Raw genomic sequence first — 20,997 nt, forward strand, 5'->3', positions numbered from 1 at the left:
GGGGTCAGTGTCTCAGTGGACGTGCGCGCGCCAGTCCGCCGGGACCCGGCCCGCGGGCCCGGGGGTCGGCTGGTCGGCCGGGTGCGACGACGGCGCGGCGAGGACGGGCCCCTCGAGCCCGATCTCGCGGCGGTAGTCCCAGAACCAGTCCTCGCCCGGCTCGAAGCTCTGCACGACCGCGTGCCCGGTCTCCCGGAAGTGCGCGGTGGCGTGCTGCGACGGCGAGGAGTCGCAGCAGCCCACGTGCCCGCACGTGGCGCAGCGGCGCAGGTGTACCCACCAGCCCGCCGACGCGTCGCACTCGACGCAGCCGGATCCGGACGGGGGGACGGCGGGGTCGATCACGATTCCTCCGCGAGGGCGTCGAACGGCAGCAGGACCTGGAAGCGGGTGTTCCCTGGCTCCGACAGCACCCGCAGGTCGCCGTGATGGCGGTTCACGACGATCCGCCACGAGATGTCCAGGCCGAGCCCGGTCCCCTCGCCGACGGCCTTCGTGGTGAAGAACGGCTCGAAGATCCGCGACCGGATCTCCTCCGGGATGCCGGGACCGGTGTCGCCGATCTCGACGAGCAGCCGGTCGCCCTCCCGCCCGGTGCGTACGGTGAGCGTGCCGTGCCCGGCCATGGCCTGGACGGCGTTGTCGATCAGGTTCGTCCAGACCTGGTTCAGCTCGGCGGCGTAGACCGCGACCTTCGGCAGGGTGCGGTCGAAGTCCTTGACGAGCGTGACGCCGTCTCCGAACTTGCCGTGCAGCATGATGATCGTGGACTTGAGCAGCTCGTGGATGTCCACGGTCTGGTACGGCGCCCGGTCCATCTGCGAGTACTGCTTCGCCGCCCCGACCAGCGTGGACACCCGGGTGGTCGAGTCCGCGATCTCGTTCATCAGCAGCTCGGTCTCGACGGTGTAGTTCAGCCAGCGCACCGCACCCTCGAGCACGTCCGGCGGCACGCTCGCCTTCACCTGGGTGAGCCACTCGACGTCGATCCCCGCGGCCACGAAGTTCGGCGCGATGTCCCAGCCGCCCTCGATGCCCTGGTCGGAGATCCACTCGCCGATCTCGTCCTCGGCGTCCCCGGTCTCCAGCGGGCCCAGCTCGGGCGCCTTGCCGACCCGGTCGGCCGCGTCCTCCTGGAGCTTGACCAGGGTCTCGAGGTCGACGCGCTCGAACGGGCCCGCCGCGATCATGCCCAGCTTGTGCCGCATCCCGGCGACCCGTTCGCGCAGCGTGCTGGTGGCCCGCACGGCCGCGGCCGCGGGGTTGTTCAGCTCGTGGGTCAGGCCCGCGGACAGCGAGCCGAGCGCGAGCAGCCGTTCCCGCTGGCTGACCGCCTGCTGGGTGTTCTGGATCCCGAAGAACAGCCCCTCGAGCAGGTGCAGCGCCATCGGGAACCAGTCCCGCATGAGGACGGAGAGCTTCTCCCCGTCCAGCACGTAGAACCGCGACGGCGCGGTGACCCGCATCGAGTTGTTGTAGGTCTGCGGGACGCGGTCGCCGAGATAGGCGTGCCAGGCCCCGGCGTAGACCCCCGGCTGCGACGTCCGCTCCACCTCGACGTCCTCCTCGCCCGACCGGCGGGTGAGCACGACCGTGCCCTGGACGAGCACGTAGAAGCAGGTCGCGGGGGCGCCCTCGGTGTAGACCGGGCCCGGCGCGAACTCCTCCATGCGGCCCTGCTCGCACAGCGAGGCCAGCTGGGCGTCGTCCAGCTTCTCGAAGAGGAACAGCGTCTTGAGTTCCTCGGGATCGCAGACACTCATCAGGGGCTCTCCAGGTACCGGTGGACGAGCGACACGGCCATCGCCCCGTCGCCCACGGCCGAGGCCACCCGCTTGACGGACTCGGCGCGGGCATCCCCCGCGACGAACACCCCCGGCAGGCTGGTCTCCAGGTGCAACGGATCGCGGTCGGTGTTCCATCCCGCGGGCCGCCGCCCGTCGGACATCAGGTCCGGCCCGGCCAGCACGAACCCGGCCGGGTCGCGCTGGATGCGCTCGCCGAGCCAGTCCGTGCGGGGGCTGGCGCCGATGAACACGAAGAGGTAGCCGGCGTCCACGGTCTCGGTCTCACCGGTGTTCCGGTCCCGGAGCGTGAGCTTCTCCAGGTGCTCGCCGCCGGTGGCCTCGACGACCTCCGCGCAGGTGCGCACGGTGATCTCCGGGATGTCCTCGATCTGCTCGATGAGGTACTGCGACATCGAGGCCTGCAGGCTCGGCCCGCGCACCAGCATCGTGACGCTGCGCGCGTGCCGCGAGAAGTACACGGCCGCCTGACCTGCGGAGTTGGCCCCCCCGACGATGTAGACATCGCTGCCCGCACACCCCGCGGCCTCGGTCAGCGCCGAGCCGTAGAACACTCCGCGGCCCGCCAGCTCGGCCAGCCCGGGCGCGTCCAGCTCCCGGTAGGTCACGCCCGTGGCCAGCACGACGGCGTGGGCGTGGATGGCGCTCCCGTCGGCGAACCGGACGGTCCGCGCGGCACCGTTGGCCTCCAGCCCGACGACCTCCCGCGCGGTGAGCACCTCCGCCCCGAGCCGCACGGCCTGGCGGCGGGCGCGGTCGGTCAGCTGGGCGCCGGACACGCCGTCGGGGAAGCCGAGGTAGTTCTCGATCCGCGAGCTCTGCCCGGCCTGCCCGCCGGTCGCGGTGCGCTCGACCAGCACCGTGCGCAGGCCCTCGGACGCGCCGTAGACCCCGGCGCCGAGGCCGGCGGGCCCGCCGCCGATCACGATGAGGTCGTAGAAGTCCGTGGCGGGCACGGTGGCCAGGCCGACCCGGTCCGCCAGGTCGATCTCGTTCGGCGCGACCAGGCACTCCCCGGCCGGGGAGATCACCACGGGCAGCTGCGAGTCGTCCACGCCCGCCGCCGCGAGCAGCCGGGCGCCCTCGGCGCCGTCCGCCGCGTACCAGCGGTAGGGGACCTGGTTGCGGGCCAGGAAGTCCCGGACCTCGTGCGACCGCGCCGACCAGCGGTGCCCGACGACGCGGGTCTCGCAGACCTCGCGCCGGTCCGCGCGCTCCCACGACTCGATCATCGCGTCGACGACCGGGTAGAGCTTCTCCTCCGGCGGGTCCCACGGCTTGAGCAGGTAGTGGTCGAGGTCGACGACGTTGATCGCGGTGATCGCGGCGTCCGTGTCCGCGTAGGCGGTGAGCAGCACGCGGCGCGCGGCCGGGTAGAGGTCGAGTGCCTGCTCGAGGAACTCCAGCCCGTTCATGCCGGGCATGCGGTAGTCGGCGAGCAGCACGGCGACGTCGTTGCCGCGCAGGGCCATCTCGCGCAGCGCCTCCAGGGCCTGCTGGCCGGACTCGGCGCGCACGATGCGGAACCGCTCGCCGTAGCGGCGGCGGAGGTCGCGGGCCACGGCGCGGGACACGCTGGGGTCGTCGTCGACGGTGACGAGCGCGGGCTTGGCGGGGACGAGCGAGCTGGGGGATGACGCGGGGGCGTCCGTCATGGGAACCATCTTGCCGTGTGTCGGGGTGGGGAGGCACGCACGTTTCGCTGAGAGCGGTCAGCTCATGCGCTCTCGCAGTCCGCTGGCCCGGCTGACCGGGCGGGCGATCGCCGCGCGCACCGCGTCCTCGCCTCCGACGAGGCGGACGACCTGCTGCGCGCGGGTGACCGCGGTGTAGAGAAGCTCGCGGGTGAGCAGCGGGGACTCCGGCGGCGGCAGCACCACGGTGACGTGCTGGAACTGGCTGCCCTGGCTACGGTGCACGGTCATCGCGTGCACCGTCTGCACCCCGCCCACCCGGGCCGGGGCGAAGGACTGCGGGGCGGCCGGGCGGCCGAACACCGCGCGCAGCACGCCGTGCTCCCGAACCACGACGCCGGTGTCTCCGTTGTAGAGGCCCAGGTCGTAGTCGTTGCCCGTGACCAGCAACGGACGCCCCGGCCACCAGGGGCTCGGCCGTTCGCCGGGAGCGGGCTCGTCGAACCCGGGGTGGGCGACGGCGAGCCAGCGCTCCACCTCCTGGGCCCAGCGGGTGACGCCGAACGGACCCCGGCGGTGCGCGCACAGCAGCCGGTGCCGGTCCAGCTCGGTCAGCGCGTCGGCCGTGCGCCCGGCCGCGGCGGCCTCGATCAGCGCGCGGGAGGCCTCGACGACGTCCGCCCGCAGCCCCTCCAGCCCCGCCGGTTCGCGGACCTCCAGGTCCGACTCGACGAAGAGCAGGTCCCCGTGCCCGGCGCGGAGCAGCGCGACGGCCTCGTCCGCCGCCCCCCGCTGGACGGCGTCGGCGAACGCGGCGATGCCGCCGCGGAAGCGCCAGGTGTGGGTCAGGGTGACCACGCCGTGGATCACCGGGGGGTCGCCGGGCGCGAGCGCGCCGATGCTCCTGAGCTGCCGGTCGAGGGCGGGTTCCGGGGTACCGGTCGCCCGCGCGAGATCGCCCAGCACCGCGCCGGCCTCGACGGAGGCGAGCTGGTCCGGGTCGCCCACGAGGACCAGCCGGGCGTCCGGGCGGACCGCCTCGAGCAGCCGGGCCATCAGGGTGAGGGAGACCATCGAGGTCTCGTCGACGACCACGACGTCGTGCGGGAGGCGGTTCGCGCGGTCGTGCCGGAACCTGCTCGACGAGCCGGGCCGCCGACCGAGCAGCCGGTGGATCGTGGACGCACTCGGCGTGCCGACCCGCGCGCGGTCCTCGGCGGGCAGCTCGGCGGTGTGGTGGCCGACGGACTCGCCCAGCCGCGCCGCCGCCTTCCCGGTGGGCGCGACGAGCGCGACCCGCAGGGGGGTGGGCCCCGCGTGCAGGTCGTGGAGCAGCGCGATCAGCCGCGCGACGGTCGTGGTCTTCCCGGTCCCGGGCCCGCCCGCGAGGACGGTGACCCTGCGGAGCGCCGCGACCGCCGCCGCGAGGCGCTGGAGGTCGGTGCCCTCGGCGGCGTTGTCCTCGGTGGCGGGGCCTGTGGGTGTGGCGGGCGCGGTGGGGGATCGGTCGAACAGGCGGGCGAGGGCGGCGCCGAGCCGCACCGGGTCGACGACGGGCTGCTCGGCCGCGGCCCGGTCCCGCAGCTCGCGGCGGACCAGCTCCTCCTCGGCCCAGTAGCGGTCGAGATACAGCAGGGTGCGACCGGCGCCGTGGCCCGCTCCCGGCGCGGCGCCGTGCGCGGGTCCGTGGGGGCCACCGACCGGGACCAGCCGCAGCGGCCGGCCCGCCGGGACCTCGGTGCCGATGCCGACGAGCGGGCTGCGCTCGACCGCCGCGAGCCAGGCGGCGGGTTCGGGCCAGGGGAGGGCCGCGACGTCCACCGACTCCTCGCCCTCGCCGAGCACCGTGTGGTCGAGCGCGGCGAGGTCCACGCAGACGGACCCGTTGCGGATCGCGCGCACGGTCAGCGCGACGGCGAGCAGCACCTCCTCCGGCTCCCCGGCCGGGTCCCCGCCGAGCCGCCCCAGCCGGGTCGCGACGTGCACGTCCGCCGCCGTGAGCACGCCCGCGGTGTTGAACGCCGCGAGCAGCCCGGTGGCGGTGCGGGCGGTGCGCAGGTCGTAGGGGTCGCGATCGGGGGCGGCGGGGTTCGTGGACACCGAGACGGTCACCCGGCACCTCCCAGCTCGTCGAGGTCGAACAGCCCCGGCTCGTCGGGGGGTGCGGGCGGCGGGGTCCTGCGTCCCCGCGGCTCCGCAGTCCCCGACCGCCGCGGAGCGGACTCGGCGGGCGGGTCGGGGAGATCGAGATCCAGCGCGTCGACCGCGCCCCCACCCGCATCGTCGTCCTCCGCCCCCGGACTGCGCGACGGTTCCACGCCCGACTCGGGCGCGGGGGTGTCGGGCTCGGGTGCCGGGGGGTCGGAGTCGGGTGCTGGGGTGTCGGACTCGTGGGGAGTGCCGTCGAGGAGGCTGGAGAGGGCCTCGACCAGGCCCGCGGGTGGGCGCCAGCCGAAGACGCCGCAGGGGGTGCCGTCGATCCGGGGGGTGTCCGGGCCGCACATCCCGCGCAGGAACAGGTAGAGGGTGCCGCCGAGGTGCCGGGCGGGGGAGTAGTCCGCGAGCCGCCAGCGCAGGAAGCGGTGCAGGGCCACGGCGTAGAGCAGGGACTGCAGGGGATAGTGCGCCGCCTGCATCGCCGCGGCCAGGACCGGCGGGGCGTAGTGCGCGGCCGTGAGCGGTTCGCGTCCGCCGGGCCCGGACGGACCCAGCCAGTTCGTCTTGTAGTCCACCACGACGTAGCGGCCGTCCACCCGCAGCACGGCGTCGATCGAGCCGGTCAGATACCCGCGCAGCGGCTGGTCGGCGAGCCCGGGGGCGGCGAGCAGGTCCGGGTAGCCGACCAGCGGGTCGTCCGCCGGGAGGTACCGGCGCAGGACCGGCGCCAGGTCGCCCAGGGTGACCCGGCCCGCCGGGGTGTCCCCACCCGCGAGCGGCATCTCGAAGTCCAGCTCGGCGAGCCGGTCCCGGGGGCTGATCTCCCGCAGCGCCCGCCCGCCCGCGATCGGCCCCAGCGGCGTCTCCACGACCGGGACCAGCGCCGCCGCCAGCGCGGCGGGGTCGATCTCGGCGGGCTGGCGGGCCAGCTCCTCGTCCACCCGTGCCCGCAGCTCGGCGGCCAGGTCCGGCGCGGTGGGGTCCAGGTGCTCGAACACGGCGTGCACCAGCGTGCCGAACCCGGTGCCCAGCGGGAGGTCCGCCATCGGGGAGGGCACGTCCGCCCCGATGCCCGAGTCGACCTCGGGTGCCTCCAGCTCGGCCTCGTCGTCCTTGCTCGCGGACTCCGGCTCCGAGCCGACGCCGGCGACCGCGTCCGCGCCGGAGGCGGTGTGGCTGCCGTGCGCCTCGGCCGTCAGGGCGGAGTAGGACGTGCGGCGCCAGGCCGAGTCCAGCGTGCGGGCGAACCGGGCGACCGCGAGCTCCGGCGGCGCCTCGGCGGGCGCCGGACGGGGCGCCGGGGTGCGGTCCGACAGGGTCTCCACCGCGATCCCGGGGACCGAGCGCAGCAGCTCCAGGGCCGCCGCGTCCGACGGGACCCTGTAGGCCGCGGACGGGACCGTGCCCGCCGCGGGACGGCCGATCAGCAACCGGTGCAACGCCGAGGACGGCGTGGTCGTCGACGGCGCCCACCAGGCCACCACCTGGCACTTCGCCCGGGTCAGCGCGACGTACATCAGCCGCAGGTCCTCGCCGGACTCCTCCTCCAGGTGCCGCTGCAGCCGCGGTCCCCGGTCCGGACCCAACGGACCGCCGACGTCCAGCACGCGGGTGCCGAGATCGTCGTGGGCCAGCAGCACGTCCGCCTTCTCGTTGACCCAGCGGTCCCAGCCGAACGGCACGTAGACGACCGGGAACTCCAGGCCCTTGCTGCGGTGCACGGTGACGATCTGCACCGCGTCCTTGTCCGACTCCAGCCGGCGCGATCGCTCGGTGGTGGTGTCCCGCTCGGCGTCCGCCATGCGGTGTCGCAGCCACTCGACCAGCGCCGACGGCCCGAGATGGCGCTCCAGGGAGGCCCCGTGCAGCACCTGGCCGATGTGTCGGACGTCCGTGAGCCGCCGGTCGCCCTCCCGCAGCCCGAGCAGCCGCGCGGGCAGCCGGGTCCGCGTGGTGACGGCCTCGAGCAGCGCCGCGACCCCCCGCTCGGCGAGCACCGTGTGCCAGGCGCGCAGGTCGGCGCCGAGCGCGTCGATCAGCTCCTCGGCCCGCTCGCCGCACAGCTCCTCGACCGTGTGCCCGACGAAGCAGGTCAGCGCCGCCGCCCGCAGCCGGGTGGTCCGCTGCGGCTGTTCGACGGCCTCCAGCAGGGTGAGCCACTCGGCCGCCGCCTCGGTGGTGAACACGCTGGTGGTGCCGGTGAGCACCGCCGACACCCCGGCCGCGGTCAGGGCCTGTAGCACGAGCAGGCCCTGCGCGTTGGTGCGGACCAGCACCGCGACGTCCCCGGCTCGCAGGTCCCGGTCCTCGATCCGTGCACCGGAGTCCAGCAGGACGGCGATGTCGGCGGCGACATCCTCCGCGACGACCTCGCGCGCCTTCGCCGCCCGGCCGAGCTTGCGCCCGGTCAGCGGCCCGATCCGGTCCCGGTCGACCACCCGCACCCGGAACGGCTCGTCCGAGTGGGACGCTGCTGCGACGCTCAGTCGTCTCGCCGTGTGGTGCGGCTCCACCCGCCGGACGACGATCTGGTCACTGCCCAGCGCCACCCCCTCGCCCGACGCCGAGCCGAACACGCCGTCCAGCGACTCGAGCAGCGCCTCGTCCGTGCGGAAGTTGGTGCCGAGGGTGTGCACCGTGGCCTCGCGGACCGCCTGCAGGTAGGACACGACGTCCGCGCCGCGGAACGCGTAGATGGCCTGCTTCGGGTCCCCGATCAGCACGAGCGTGACGTGGCCGTGGAAGGCCCGCTCCAGGATCTCCCACTGGATCGGGTCGGTGTCCTGGAACTCGTCCACCAGCACCACGTCGTAGCGGTCCTGCAGTCGGGCCCGGGCGGCGTCCCCGCGCACCTCGTCCCGCAGGGCACCCGCGAGCCGGGTGAGCATGTCGTCGTAGCTGAACAGCCGCCGCGCGCGCTTGCGCCGGTCCACCTCGCCGCGGACGGCCTGGGCGAAGCTGTGCCGGACCTGCGCGACCGACCCGGGTGCGGCGCCCTCGGGCTCGAGCCGGGCCTGCGGGTCCCCGACCGCGCGGCGGGCCAGCGCCAGCGCCTCGTCCCGGCTGAACAGCGGCGCGTCCGCCCCACGGGCGGCGTACTTGCGCACGTAGAAGTCGTCCACGACCTCGGTGACCAGGTCGTCGGTGTGCTCGACGAACTCGGCGTCCGGGTCGCTGTCGCCCGCCACCCCCAGCCCGGCGAGCATCTGCTGGCAGAACTGGTGGGTGGTGGCGATGGTGGCCGCGTCGAACTGGGCGAGCGCGGCGCGCAGCCGGGCGCGGTACAGGGGCACGCGCGCGGGGTCCCGCTGAAGCAGCGCGGTCACCGGGTCCGCCGACGGCACCCCGCTCGCGAGCCCGCGCTCGGTCTCCCCGAGCCGCTCCCGGACCCGTTCCCGCAGCTCCTGGGTGGCCTCCCTGCCGAAGGTGACCAGCATCAGCCGCGGGAGCACGACCCCCTCGGCGACGTACCGGGTGGCCAGGGCGGCGATCGTGTACGTCTTCCCGGTGCCCGCGCTGGCCTCGAGCACCGTGGTGCCCTCGGGCAGCGGCCCGTCGACCGCGAACTGCGGCGTGGTGAGCAGCGCCTGGGTCACCGCGTCTCCTCGGTCACAGGGCCTCCAGGTGCTCGGCGTCCAGCAGGGGGCTCCAGATCCGGTCGGCCAGGGAGCCGAACCGGGACTCGTCCCCGGTGCGCTCGCGCAGCAGGTCCGTGAACCGGGGGTTCGCGCCCAGCACCGCGATGACCGACTCGTCCTCGGCCTCGAACCGCCACTCCCGCTCGGCGGCGGCCTCGGCGTCCCGGATGCCGGTGGTGAGCCTGCGCGCCTTCGCGTAGGCCAGCGCGCAGCCCTGCGAGAGCGGCAGCGGCTCGCGCAGTCCGGCCCGGTGCAGCGCGACCAGGTCGGCGAGCGCCGCGCGCGCCTCCTCGACCGCGACCGGCCGCAGCGACGAGCGCATCGAGCCGCCGGACCCCCGGCCGAGGGTGACGGCGCGCCACTCGGTCCCGGGCCGGGTCACGGTGAGCGCGAGCAGCCGGGCCCAGGCCCGCAGCCGGTGCTTCGCCGAGAGCCGCGAGTACTCGACCGTGACCAGCGTGCGCCCGTGGATCCCGGCGACCGTGCCCACCACCCGGAGCCCCGCGGCGCCCGCCTGCTCCTCCACACCGGCGTACTCCACCGGTGACGGCAGCTCGGCGGCGACGTCCAGCGACACCGGCTCTCCCGTGCGCAGCTCCCGGCTCGCCTCGACCAGCGGCTCGACGGCCGCGGCGACCTTCGTCAGCACGGCCCCGCCCAGCGAACCGGGCGGCAGCTCCCCGCGCCGCCACTCGGCCGCGGCGGTGTGGTCCGCCTCCGCCCCGGCGAGCCGGTCCCGCAGCATCCGATCCCCGACGGCCCACTCGTCCAGGCCGGTCAGCGCGACGGGGAGCGCGTCCCCCGGCTCGGAGTCCTCCGAGCGCGGCACCATCCCCACCCGCTGCCGCAGGAACGCCTTCATGGGGTGTTCCAGGAAGCGGACCAGCTCGTCCAGCTCCACGGTGTCCGATCCCGCGACCGGGGCGAGCGGGCCGGCGAGGAAGGGCGGGACGGGCCTGCGCTCGCCCTGTGCGGCCCGGGCGCCGTCCAACCCGTTGCGGTCGAAGCTGAACGGCGCGGGCACCAGGAAGTTCCGCGGGTCGAAGGGCTGCAGCGGGTGCCGCGTGGTGATCGCCTCGCCGGCCGGTCGCCCGTCCGCGGTGGCGACCGTGGCGTCCACGGCGTCGAGCAGCTCGCCGATGGGGACCGCGGGCGGCCGGGGCGCCCCGGTCCGCTCGTTCATCCCCGAGTGCACGACGACGAGGTGTTCGGTCGCCGCGGTGAGCGCGTCCAGCAGCAGCTGGCGGTCCTCGCTGCGCGGGTCCCGCTCGCCGACCCGCGGGGCCCGGGCCAGTACGTCGTCCCCGTCCGGCGCGCCGGTGCGGGGGAACACACCGTCGTCCACCCCGAGCAGGCAGACGACCCGGTGCGGGACCGAGCGCATCGGCACCAGGGTGGCGACGGTCAGCGTGCCGGTGCGGAAGTTCGCCCGGCTCGGGCGGCCGCGCAGCCGGTCGGCGAGCAGGCCCCGCACGTCCGACAGGCTCAGCGGCACCGTGCTCGCCTGCGGCCCGGCGGACCGGACCACCTCGGCCAGCTCGGCGCGGGCCTGCGAGTCCTGCCAGGCGTCCGTGAGGGTGGTCGCGGTGAGCGCCGACAGGCCCTCCGACAGGGCGTCCACCCAGGCGGTGAGCGGCTGGGGCCCGGTGAGGGACTCCAGCGCGGTACGGAGGCGGTCGAGGATCTCGGCCAGCGACCCGACGAGGTCGACGTCCGACGAGTCCACGTCGTCCAGCGGGAGCGCGGTGCCGAGCCAGCCCTGCTCGCCCGGCCGCTCCGCCATCGCCACCCCGAGCAGCATCCGGTCCAGGCCCGCCGCCCAGGTGTTCTGCGGGAACCCGTCCAGCCGGAAGGGGCGGCGGTGGTCGCCGTCCAGCCCCCAGCGCACGCCGGAGCGGACGACGAGCTCGCCGATGCGGTCCAGCGCGTCGTCGTCCAGGCGGAAGCGGCGGCGGACCGGGCCCGACCCCACCAGGTCCAGGACCTGGGACGACGAGACCCGCGAGTCCGCCAGCTCCAGCAGCGCGGACACGGTGCCCAGCAGCGGGTTCGCCTGCCGCAGCGCGCGGTCCGCCAGCCGGACGCGCAGCCGGTGCCCCGGGTGGGTCTCGTCCTCGATGTCGGTGGCCAGGCCGAAGGAGGCGGAGATGAGCGGGGCGAAGGCCTCGATGTCCGGGCACATGACGATGACGTCCCGCGGCTCGAGGGTGGGGTCCGCCGCGAGCAGGCCCAGCACGATCTCGCGGAGCACCTCGACCTGGCGGTCCGGCCCGTGGCAGGCGTGGACCGCGACGCTGCGGTCCGCGGGGTCCAGCTCGGGGAGGACGCCGCCGGGGGCGCGGTCGGTGCGCAGGTTCTCCTGGAGCCTGCCGAGCAGGGTGGGCGGAGGAGGCGGACCGGGGTGGTGGACGCTCGCGGCGCCGGCGGGCAGGCGGAGCTGCAGCTCGCGGACGTCTCGCCCCAGTGAGCCCAGCAGTGGGTTGCGGACGAGCTCGGCGGAGCGGTCCTCGTCCCGCGGGATCGCCGCGCCGCCGCACGTCAGGGACTCCCAGAGGGCGGGGGAGGGATGCGGGAGCCAGAGGTGCACCTCGCGGTGCACGGCCAGGGCCTCGAGGACCGCGAGGTGTTCGGCCGCGAGCCGGGTGGGGCCGAAGACGCTCAGCGACTGCGGGAGGTCCGCGCGGTGCGGCTCCGCGCGGAGGATGCGGTCGGCCTCGGCGAGGCGCTCCGCCGGGCCGGGGACGCCGATGCGGGCGCGGAGGCGGCGCCACAGCTCGACCTGCCAGTGGAGGTCCGCGGGGGTGTCGTGAGCCTCGCCCGCGTGCCAGGCGCGGAGCATGTCCGGGCGGTGCACGGCGTAGCTCGCGAACAGGTCCGAGAGCCTGCGGGCCACGGCGTAGGTGCGGGTGGAGCTCTCGCCGAGGTGGGCGGCGAGGGCGGCGAAGGTGGCGCCGGGGTGCGCGACGGCCGCGACGACCTCCTCGAGGAGGGGCCAGACCGCGCGGGCGGGGTGCCAGGGGTCCGCGTCCGGGTCGGTGCCGGTCGCCTGGTCCACGGCCTCGGCGAGGATCTGGCCGGGGGAGGGGAAGTGGACGTTCGCGCACACCCCGTCGGTGCTGGTGGTGGTGCCGAGGCGCAGCGCGAGGCGGTGCTGGAGCCAGCGCTCGACGCCGCGCTCCGGGACCGCGACGACCACGGGCTCGAACGGGTCCGCCGCAGGTCCGCCGACGACCTCGGCGAGGGCTGCGGCGAGCACGTCGGCCCGCTCGGCGCGGTGGATCAGGAGCACGATCGTGAACTTAGCCGCGTGCTCCGACAGGACCGGGACACCCCTCCCGAGTTGTCCACAGGCGCCGGGTCACTCGGGTGGTCGGGGCTCGGCGACCGAGGCCGGTCACCAGCTCGAGACGTGGAAGTCCTTGAGGAAGACGCCGTAGAGGTCCTCGCCCCGTTCGCCGCGGACCACGGGGTCGTAGACCCGGGCGGCGCCGTCGGCGAGGTCGAGGGGGGCGTGGAAGCCCTCCTCGGCGAGCCGGAGCTTGGTGTGGTGTGGGCGCTCGTCGGTGATCCAGCCCGTGTCCACCGCGGTCATCAGGATCCGGTCCTCGTCGAACATCTCCTGCGCGCTCGTGCGGGTGAGCATGTTCAGCGCGGCCTTCGCCATGTTGGTGTGCGGGTGCCCCGGCGCCTTGTACCCGCGCCCGAACACCCCCTCCATCGCGCTGACGTTCACCACGTACGAGCGCTGCGACGCCGCGCGCGCCGCCCCCGCCGCCAACATCGCCCGCAGCCTGCTGATCAGGATGAACGGGGCCGTCTGGTTGCAGAGCTGGACCTCGAGCAGCTCCAACGGGTCCACGCCCTCGACGTTCGCCACCCAGCTGTTCACCGTCGCCGTGTCCGGCAGCAGCCCGCCCGCGTCCACCGCGAGGCCTGCCGCGATCCGCTCCGGCGAGGCGCTGCGGGCGGTCATCGCCAGCGCGGCGAGCCGCTCGGCGGGCGTACCCGCGATCGGGACGCCCGCCGGGTCCGCGGCGGACGGGACCCCGACCGCGGAGCCCTCCTCGGTCGCCACCACTGCCCCGAGCGCCGGGACCGCCCCGGCCAGCGCCGCCGGGTGCGCGTCGCTCGCGTGCGAGAACACCAGTACCTCGGGGACCGTGTCCGCGGGCAGCGGCTCCTGCTCGGCCTCGACGAGCGCCGCGTACGACCCGGCCGCGCGCCGCACGGTCTGCGCCGCGTTGTTGATCAGGACGTCCAGCGGGCCCTGCGCCGCGACGTCGTCCGCCAGCGCGGCGACCTGGGCGGGATCGCGCAGGTCCAGGCCCACGACCCGCAGCCGGTGCAGCCAGTCGGCGCTGTCCGGGACCGCGGAGAACCGGCGCACGGCGTCGTGCGGGAAGCGGGTGGTGATCGTGGTGTGCGCGCCGTCTCGCAGCAGCCGCAGCGCGATGTACATCCCGATCTTCGCCCGGCCGCCGGTGAGCAGCGCGCGGCGGCCGGTGAGGTCCGCGCGGGCGTCTCGGTGCGAGCGGTTCGAGGTCGCGCACGAGGGACAGAGGTTGTGGTGGAACGCGTCCACCACGGTGTAGCGCTGCTTGCACATGTAGCAGGAGCGGGCGCGCAGCAGGGTGCCCGCGACCGCCCCGGCGGCGGCGGAGGCCAGCGGGATGCCCGCGGTCTCGTCGTCGATCCGTCCGGGGGCCGCGGTGGCGGTCGCGGCGAACACCGCGGCGTCCGCCTCGGACACCGCCCGCCTGCGGTCGCTCCTGCGCCGCGCCTTGACCGACTTCCAGACGCGCGCGGTGGCCCGTCGGACGGCGACGGCGTCCGGGTGCTCGGGGTCCAGCGCGTCCACCTGGGCGAGCACCTTGAGGGCGACGGCCAGCTCGGCCGGGTCGATCCCGCTCACCGCGTCCTCGTCCGCGCGCTGCGTGGTGACCTCGCTCATTCGAGCTCGGCGAGGGCCTTCTTGGCCTGCTCCAGCTGGGCCTCCAGCTCGGCGACCTTGGCCTCGCGGACCGCACGCGCCTCGGCGACGACCTCCTCGATCGGCCCGCTGATCTCCGGGTGCAGCTCGGCGGCGGCTTTGAGCACCGCGCCCACCGACACCGGCAGGCCGCGGGCCAGCCACGACGCGCCGCGCTTGAGCTCGGCCTGCCACTCGCCGTCCGCGCTGCCGCTGACCGTGAGGGTCAGCTCGACGACCCGGGTGGTGCGCGCGGTCGAGGTCGAGCCCTTCGGCCGCCCGCGCTTGCGCTTCTCGGGCGAGGGCTCACCGGTCGCGGCGGCCTCCGAGAAGGTCACGGGGGTCCCGTCCGCCGCGACGGCGGGCCGGGCGGTGTCCGCGGGCACGGCGGAGTCCAGAGCGGCGGCGGTGTCCGGGGTCGGTGCGGTCACGTACTCCCTCTTCTCGCGTCTCGGGTCTCGGGTCTTCAAGAGTGACTGTAGAACATGTGTTCGATCCTGTCGGGACCGGGTGAACATCGGAAACTTATATAAGTGTGTGATGTAATGGCGGCGTGAACGGAACGATCACGGCGGACGTCGCCGAGCTCGCCGAGGTGCTGGAGCGCACGACCAGCTGGCTCCGGCGGTCGGTGCGGACCGCGGAGTGGAACACCGTCGCCCTGTCCGTCCTGGACGAGCTGGACCGCAACGGGCCCCGTCGGGTCACCGAGCTGGCCGCGCTGGAACGCACGTCACAGCCGGGGATGACGGGGATCGTCGGGCGGCTCGAGGCGGCCGGGCTCGTGGGGCGGGCCCCGGATCCGGCGGACGGGCGGGCCACGCTCGTCTCGGCCACCCCCGAGGGCCGCGCCTACATCACCGAACGGCACGCCCGGCGCGCCGCCCTGGTCGCCGACCGCATCACCACCTTGTCCGACGACGACCGACGCGCGCTGCTCGCCGCGACGCGCGCCCTGGCCGCCCTCACCACCTCCGAGGGGAACCTCCCGTGAGCGAGCTTGCGAGCGAACCATCAGCGCAGCGCCCGAGCGCAGCGCCGACCGAGCGAAGCGAGGGAGAGCGGTGAGTAGCACGTCCGCAGGCACGTTCCGCCAACCGAAGGCCGTCTGGGCGGTGGCCTTCGCCTGTGTGATCTCCTTCATGGGGATCGGCCTGGTCGACCCGATCCTGCCCGCCCTCGCCGAGCAGCTCGACGCCGGCCACACCCAGGTCGAGCTGCTGTTCACCAGCTACCTCGTGGTCACCGCGCTGGCGATGCTGGTCACCGGCTGGGTGTCCAGCCGCATCGGCCCCAAGCGCACCCTGGTCGCGGGTCTGGTGCTGATCGTGGTCTTCGCCGCGGCGGCGGGGGCCGCGGGCGGGATCGGCGGCATCGTCGGGTTCCGGGCGGGCTGGGGACTCGGCAACGCCCTGTTCATCGCCACCAGTCTGGCCGTGATCGTCGGGTCCGCCAGCGGCGGGTTCGGCGGGGCGATCGTGCTGTACGAGACGGCGTTGGGCATCGGCATCGCGACCGGCCCGGTGCTCGGCGGGCTCCTCGGCACCCTCTCGTGGCGCGGCCCGTTCTTCGGGGTCTCGGTCCTGATGCTGGTCGCGCTGGTCGCCACGGCCGTGTTCGTCGACACGACGCCACCGCCCGCGGAGAAGAGCAGGCTCGCGGAGCCGCTGACCGCGCTGAGGCACCGCAGCCTGCGCACCACCAGCCTGGTCGGGCTGCTCTACAACTGGGGCTTCTTCACCCTGCTCGGGTACGCCCCGTTCCTGATGAACCTGTCCGCGCTGCGGCTCGGGGCGGTCTTCTTCGCCTGGGGCCTGCTCGTGGCGTTGTTCGCGGTGTTCGGCGCGACCTGGCTCAAGGGGCGCTTCGGCACCGCCCGCACGCTCTACGGCTCGCTGCTCTGCATCGCGGTCATCCTCGCGGTGATCGGCACGTTCTCCGGCTCGGTGCCCACCGTGATCGCCGCGGTGATCGCCTCCGGCGCGTTCGTCGGGCTGAACAACACGCTGGTCACGACCGCGGTCATGAGCATCTCGCCGGTCCCGCGGAACGTCGCCAGCGCCACCTACGGCTTCGTCCGGTTCATCGGCGGCGGGCTCGCCCCGTTCGTCGCAGGGCTGCTGGCCGCCGGGCTGAACGTGCACGTGCCGTTCTGGATCGCCGCGGTGGTCGTGCTGGCGGGCGTCGCGTTGCTGACGACCGTGCACCGCGACCTGGAGCAGGCCGACGCGACCGCCTCCTCCGCCGCGGCGGAGGAGGCTGTCACCGAGGTCCCCGCGGTCGAGGAGGAGGCGATCCTCGCCGAGGACGCCCTGCGACACGGGGTGCAGCGGTGAGCTTCGAGTACGGCGTCGACGGGCCGCGGGCGATCGTCGTCGGGATCGACGGGTCGGACACCGCCTGGCACGCCCTGCACTACGCCGTCGGGCAGGCCCGCAGGCAGGGCGGCCGGGTGGTGGCGGTGTACGCCGACCGGCTCCCGTCGCTGGCCTTCGCCACGGCCATGCCCCTGGCGGCCACCGCCGTCGTCGACCCGGCGACCGACGCCCTGCTCGAGGAGCTGCGCACCGAGGTGGAGCGGCTCGCCCTCGACCACGGCGTGGACGCGGCCTTCGAGTCGGTGGCGGGCGACCCGGTCACGATCCTGGCCCAGGTCGCCGAACGGGAGCGGGCGGACGCGGTGCTGGTCGGGGCGAGCGTCCAGGCGGGCCACAGGCTCTACGGCTCGGTCGCGACCCGGATGGTGAAGCTGGGCCGCTGGCCGGTCACCGTGGTGCCGTAGTGCCCTGGAGATGGGTCCCCGGGGCGGGGTGGAGGGCGTAGAAGCCCCGCCCACCCAGCTCCGGGGGCGCGTCGACCCGCCCGCCGGTGCGGTCGCCGAGCCACTCGGACAGATCGGCCCACCAGCCCCCGCGCACGACCGACGAGGCCGCGCGCCAGCGCTCGGCGTCCGCCGGGTTGCCCGCCGACACGGCCGAGTCGGCGACGCGGAACGAGGCCGTGTCGTAGCCCACCGCCGCCGCGGTGCTGCCGGGGACCAGCACGAACCGGCTCTTGCCGCCGAGCAGCTGGGTGGTCCGGTACACCGCCTGCCAGCTGCCGACCCGGTCCGTCGTGCCGGTGACGACGTACGCCTCGGCCGCCACCGCGCCCGGGTCGACGGGGCCGTCCAGCACGCGCAGCTCCGGCAGGCGGCCGAGGTCGCGGTGCAGGGCGGCGGAGACATCCCGCACGTCGACGTTCCAGGCCCGCAGCGGGTCGACCGACCCCGGCGCGTCCAGGTAGCGGCGCTCCCACGCGGGCCAGACGAGCTCCTCCGGGCAGAGCAGCGCGTGCAGCTCGACCAGCGAGTCGCCCGACACCGGACCCCGCCCCGCGGGGCCCGTGCGGCCCAGCGTGGTGCCCGCGAGCACCAGGCCCGCGACACCGTCGATGCGGGCGGCGACGGCGGAGGCGAGCAGCCCGCCCGTCGACAGTCCGAACAGCACGACGCGGTCGGTCCGGCAGATCCGGGTGCAGGCCCGCACGGCCTCGGCCAGGGCCTCCGCGTGCTGCTCCAGGCCGCCCTCCGCCGGGGCCCAGGACAGGGCGAACACCTGGCGCCCCTCGGCCACCAGCCGTCGGACCAGGCTGTGGTCCGGCGCCAGGTCCACCAGGTGGAAGCGGTTGACGAACCCCGGGACGACCAGCACGGGGACCTCGTCCACCCGCTCGGTGGTCGGCAGGTACTGGATCAGCTCGAACCGCGGGGTCCGCAGCACGACGGCGCCGGGCGCGGTCGCCGTGTCGACACCGGCCACCGTCCGCGGCCTGCCCTCGGGCACCCGGGGGGAGGACCGCAGGTCCTCGACGAGGGCGCGCAGCGTGCGGACCGCGCTCACCCCGCCGGTCTGCGCGGTCTCGCGCAGGGCCTTGGGCTGCAGGAACGGGTTCGTTCCGGGGGCGAGCAGGTCCGCCAGCCGGGTGACGGCGAAACGCAGCCGGTCGGCGTCGGCGTCGTCGAACCCACCCGCCCCGGACGCGAGGTCGTCGACCAGCTCGAGCGCGGTGTCGCGGGCGCTGCGGTGGGCCCGCAGCAGGCGGGAGAGCAGCGGGTCGTCCGCCCAGACGTCGTCGGCGTGGCGGGGATCGTCCCCCCGTGCGACCGCGGGGCGGGCACCGAGGGTGATGCGGCCCAGGTCGGCGGCCAGCCCGGCGGCACGGCCGACGGCGACCGCGGGGGAGCGCAGCGCCGCCCACGCCGCCCGGGCGGCGGGTCCGACGGGCAGCAGCCGCTCGCGGGATCCGAGCGAACCGTCGACGAGGAGCTCGTCGAGGGGGAGGGCGGCGTCGTCCGCGCGACTGGTCACCCCGCGATCGTCCCAGGTAGGTCCCGGCGGCGCCGGCAGGCGGCGGGTCACGGGAGGCCGACGGCGGAGGGCCGGATACCCTGATCGGCGGCCCTCGGACGAGGATCGGCATCAGGGAGACGTGTGACGCAAGCGGAATCCGTACCGATTCAGGGACTGTCGCCGGCGTCCCGCCCGCTGCGTGCCTGGCAGCGGTCGGCGCTCGCCCGGTACCTCGCCGCCAAGCCGCAGGACTTCCTCGCGGTCGCGACCCCGGGCGCGGGGAAGACCACCTTCGCGCTGCGTGTGGCCGCCGAGCTGCTGGCGGACCGGACGATCGAGGCGATCACGGTCGTCACCCCGACCGAGCACCTGAAGTACCAGTGGGCGCAGGCCGCGGCGGCCGTCGGGATCGCGCTGGACCCGGACTTCCGCACCTCCTTCGGCGGCACCTCCCGGGACTACCACGGGATCGCGATCACCTACGCCGGTGTGGCCACCCACCCGGCCCGACACCGCGCGCGCACCGAGAACCGGCGCACGCTGGTGATCCTGGACGAGATCCACCACGCCGGGGACGCGAAGTCCTGGGGCGAGGGCATCGCGCTGGCGTTCGAGCCCGCGGAGCGCCGCCTGGCGCTGACCGGGACGCCCTTCCGGTCGGACGACAACCCGATCCCGTTCGTCGAGTACCAGCGAGACGCCGAGGGGGCACTGCGGTCCCGCTCGGACCACTCCTACGGCTACGCGGACGCGCTCGCGGACAGCGTGGTGCGTCCGGTGGTCTTCCTGGCCTACTCCGGCACGTCCAGCTGGCGCACCAGCGCGGGCGAGGAGATCAGCGCCCGGCTCGGCGAGCCGATGACCAAGGAACAGACGGGAATGGCCTGGCGCACCGCGCTGGACCCGGCGGGGGAGTGGATGCCCGCCGTGCTCGCCGCGGCCGACAAGCGGCTCTCCGCCCACCGCAACGGCGGCATGGACGACGCGGGCGGGCTGGTCATCGCCACCGACCAGACCGCGGCCCGGGCGTACGCCGCCCTGCTCACCACGATCACCGGGACGCCGCCCGCGCTGATCCTCTCGGACGAGCACGGCTCGTCGGACCGGATCGAGGCCTTCTCGAAGTCGAGGGAACGCTGGATGGTGGCGGTCCGGATGGTGTCCGAGGGGGTGGACGTGCCGCGGCTGGCCGTGGGCGTCTACGCCACCTCGGCCGCCACCCCGCTGTACTTCGCGCAGGCCATCGGCCGGTTCGTGCGGTCGCGGCGACAGGGGGAGACGGCGTCGGTGTTCGTGCCGTCGGTCCCCGTGCTGCTGGGGCTGGCCAGCGAGCTGGAGGCGCAGCGCGACCACGTCCTCGGAGCCCCGCACCGGCCCAAGGAGGAGTGGAACGACCAGGAGCTGATGCTCGCCAACCGGCAGGAGGACGAGCCGGGCGAGGACGAGAAGTCCTTCACGGCCCTGCACGCGGACGCCGAGCTGGACCAGCTCATCTACGACGGTGCCTCCTTCTCCGCGGACGAGGAGGACTACATCGGGCTGCCCGGCCTGCTGGAGCCGGACCAGGTCAGGTCGCTGCTGCAGCAGCGCCAGCAGGACTGGGTGGACCGGGGCTCCCCGCGCTCCGGCGCGGCCGCCCGCGCCACCCCGCCCCCGGTGCCCGAGGCGCCGCGCGAGATGTCGGTCCGCGAACGCATCCAGAAGCTCCGCAAGGAGCTGAACACGCTGGTCGCGCTGCAGAACCACCGCACCAAGAAGCCGCACGGCATGATCCACAACGAGCTCCGCAAGCAGTGCGGCGGCCCGCCCACTGCGATGGCGAGCATCGAGCAGCTGGAGGAGCGGATCGCGACGATCCGCAGCTGGCGGTAGCCCCCCCGGACCTGCACGAACGGCACTTTCGTGCGGTAGGTCCGCACAAACGGCACTTTTGTGCGTGAGCCCCTGGACCTGCACGAACGGCACTTTCGTGCGGTGGGAGCGGGGGCCCGGACACACGAGAGGGCGGGCGCCTCCCGGCGCCCGCCCTCTCGATGAAGCTCTCGAATCCGGCCAGGGGAGTGGCCGGGGCCCGTCAGCCCTGCTGCACGTCCACCTCGAGCTCACGCAGCTTGTCCGCGTGGGCACGGGCGTGGTGCCCGCAGAACAGGAGCTCGCCACCGCGCGGAAGTACGGCGCGAACCTTTGCGGCCGCTCCACAGCGGTCACAGCGGTCGGCGAGGGTCAACTCGGGCCGGGTCAGGGTTCCAGGCTGCATAGCTGCGGTCTCCCTCCGTCTGACACCGGGTGTCCCCGGTGCCGCTAGCTGTGACGACCGCTCGCGCGGTGCGCCCACTCTTGCAGACGTTCGACACCCCTGCACGTGTTCCCGTCCCGTGTCGCGACGACAATCACGTTTCGACCCCTGTGGGACGAGTGACCGTCGCGTTGGTGGCGGTCCGATGACGAACACGGATTCAGTTG

Annotated in this window: 14 protein-coding genes; 4 read left to right on the forward strand and 10 right to left on the reverse strand. The window is 74.9% G+C overall.

Annotation, left to right across the window (positions count from 1 at the left end):
- Positions 1 to 12: 12 nt before the first annotated feature.
- The 8 genes from ABD993_RS24815 to ABD993_RS24850 all read right to left on the reverse strand — a co-directional run bounded on the left by ABD993_RS24815 (position 13) and on the right by ABD993_RS24850 (position 14,634).
- On the reverse strand, positions 13 to 345 hold the full coding sequence (locus tag ABD993_RS24815) for a UBP-type zinc finger domain-containing protein (RefSeq protein WP_345423126.1): 333 nt from the start codon (positions 343 to 345) through the stop codon (positions 13 to 15).
- Positions 342 to 1,763, reverse strand: coding sequence for an ATP-binding protein (locus ABD993_RS24820; protein ID WP_345423128.1), 1,422 nt, complete (start codon positions 1,761 to 1,763; stop codon positions 342 to 344). The genes ABD993_RS24815 and ABD993_RS24820 overlap by 4 nt, the downstream gene beginning before the upstream one ends.
- Positions 1,763 to 3,460: an NAD(P)/FAD-dependent oxidoreductase gene (locus ABD993_RS24825; protein ID WP_345423130.1), complete on the reverse strand. Its 1,698-nt coding sequence runs from the start codon at positions 3,458 to 3,460 to the stop codon at positions 1,763 to 1,765. The genes ABD993_RS24820 and ABD993_RS24825 overlap by 1 nt, the downstream gene beginning before the upstream one ends.
- A 57-nt stretch (positions 3,461 to 3,517) precedes the next feature.
- Positions 3,518 to 5,551, reverse strand: a complete 2,034-nt coding sequence (gene recD, locus ABD993_RS24830; RefSeq protein ID WP_345423133.1) for an exodeoxyribonuclease V subunit alpha — start codon at positions 5,549 to 5,551, stop codon at positions 3,518 to 3,520.
- A complete protein-coding gene (locus ABD993_RS24835; RefSeq protein ID WP_345423135.1) occupies positions 5,548 to 9,192 on the reverse strand; it encodes a UvrD-helicase domain-containing protein in 3,645 nt (1,214 codons plus the stop codon). The genes recD and ABD993_RS24835 overlap by 4 nt, the downstream gene beginning before the upstream one ends.
- Positions 9,193 to 9,205: 13 nt before the next feature.
- Positions 9,206 to 12,523 (reverse strand): exodeoxyribonuclease V subunit gamma, encoded by a 3,318-nt coding sequence (gene recC, locus ABD993_RS24840; protein ID WP_345423137.1) that lies wholly within the window; start codon positions 12,521 to 12,523, stop codon positions 9,206 to 9,208.
- 105 nt (positions 12,524 to 12,628) lie between these two features.
- The gene (locus ABD993_RS24845) at positions 12,629 to 14,185 is read right to left on the reverse strand and encodes an SDR family NAD(P)-dependent oxidoreductase (protein WP_345423141.1); all 1,557 of its coding nucleotides are present in this window, start codon (positions 14,183 to 14,185) and stop codon (positions 12,629 to 12,631) included.
- Complete coding sequence (locus ABD993_RS24850) at positions 14,182 to 14,634, reverse strand: DUF6319 family protein (protein ID WP_345423144.1); 453 nt, start codon at positions 14,632 to 14,634, stop codon at positions 14,182 to 14,184. The genes ABD993_RS24845 and ABD993_RS24850 overlap by 4 nt, the downstream gene beginning before the upstream one ends.
- A 122-nt stretch (positions 14,635 to 14,756) precedes the next feature.
- On the opposite strand from ABD993_RS24850, the gene ABD993_RS24855 reads away from it, so the two are divergent.
- The 3 genes from ABD993_RS24855 to ABD993_RS24865 all read left to right on the forward strand — a co-directional run bounded on the left by ABD993_RS24855 (position 14,757) and on the right by ABD993_RS24865 (position 16,985).
- Positions 14,757 to 15,197: a MarR family winged helix-turn-helix transcriptional regulator gene (locus ABD993_RS24855; RefSeq protein WP_345423147.1), complete on the forward strand. Its 441-nt coding sequence runs from the start codon at positions 14,757 to 14,759 to the stop codon at positions 15,195 to 15,197.
- A 70-nt stretch (positions 15,198 to 15,267) separates the two neighbouring features.
- Positions 15,268 to 16,539 carry an MFS transporter gene (locus ABD993_RS24860; protein WP_345423150.1) on the forward strand — a complete coding sequence of 424 codons (1,272 nt, stop codon included), beginning with the start codon at positions 15,268 to 15,270 and terminating at the stop codon, positions 16,537 to 16,539.
- Positions 16,536 to 16,985 carry a universal stress protein gene (locus ABD993_RS24865; RefSeq protein WP_345423153.1) on the forward strand — a complete coding sequence of 150 codons (450 nt, stop codon included), beginning with the start codon at positions 16,536 to 16,538 and terminating at the stop codon, positions 16,983 to 16,985. Before ABD993_RS24860 ends, ABD993_RS24865 begins: the two co-directional genes overlap by 4 nt.
- Here ABD993_RS24865 and ABD993_RS24870 read toward each other — a convergent pair.
- A complete protein-coding gene (locus ABD993_RS24870; RefSeq protein ID WP_345423156.1) occupies positions 16,969 to 18,552 on the reverse strand; it encodes a hypothetical protein in 1,584 nt (527 codons plus the stop codon). The two genes, ABD993_RS24865 and ABD993_RS24870, sit on opposite strands and share 17 nt — an antisense overlap.
- 123 nt (positions 18,553 to 18,675) lie before the next feature.
- Between ABD993_RS24870 and ABD993_RS24875 the strand changes: the two genes are divergently transcribed.
- Positions 18,676 to 20,406 carry a DEAD/DEAH box helicase gene (locus ABD993_RS24875; protein WP_345423159.1) on the forward strand — a complete coding sequence of 577 codons (1,731 nt, stop codon included), beginning with the start codon at positions 18,676 to 18,678 and terminating at the stop codon, positions 20,404 to 20,406.
- Between the two features lie 202 nt (positions 20,407 to 20,608).
- Here ABD993_RS24875 and ABD993_RS24880 read toward each other — a convergent pair whose 3' ends face one another.
- Positions 20,609 to 20,791 carry a DUF7455 domain-containing protein gene (locus ABD993_RS24880; protein ID WP_246393840.1) on the reverse strand — a complete coding sequence of 61 codons (183 nt, stop codon included), beginning with the start codon at positions 20,789 to 20,791 and terminating at the stop codon, positions 20,609 to 20,611.
- Positions 20,792 to 20,997: the final 206 nt, after the last annotated feature.

It is taken from the genome of Pseudonocardia xishanensis (assembly GCF_039541715.1).
GTDB classification, from domain to species: Bacteria; Actinomycetota; Actinomycetes; order Mycobacteriales; family Pseudonocardiaceae; genus Pseudonocardia; species Pseudonocardia xishanensis.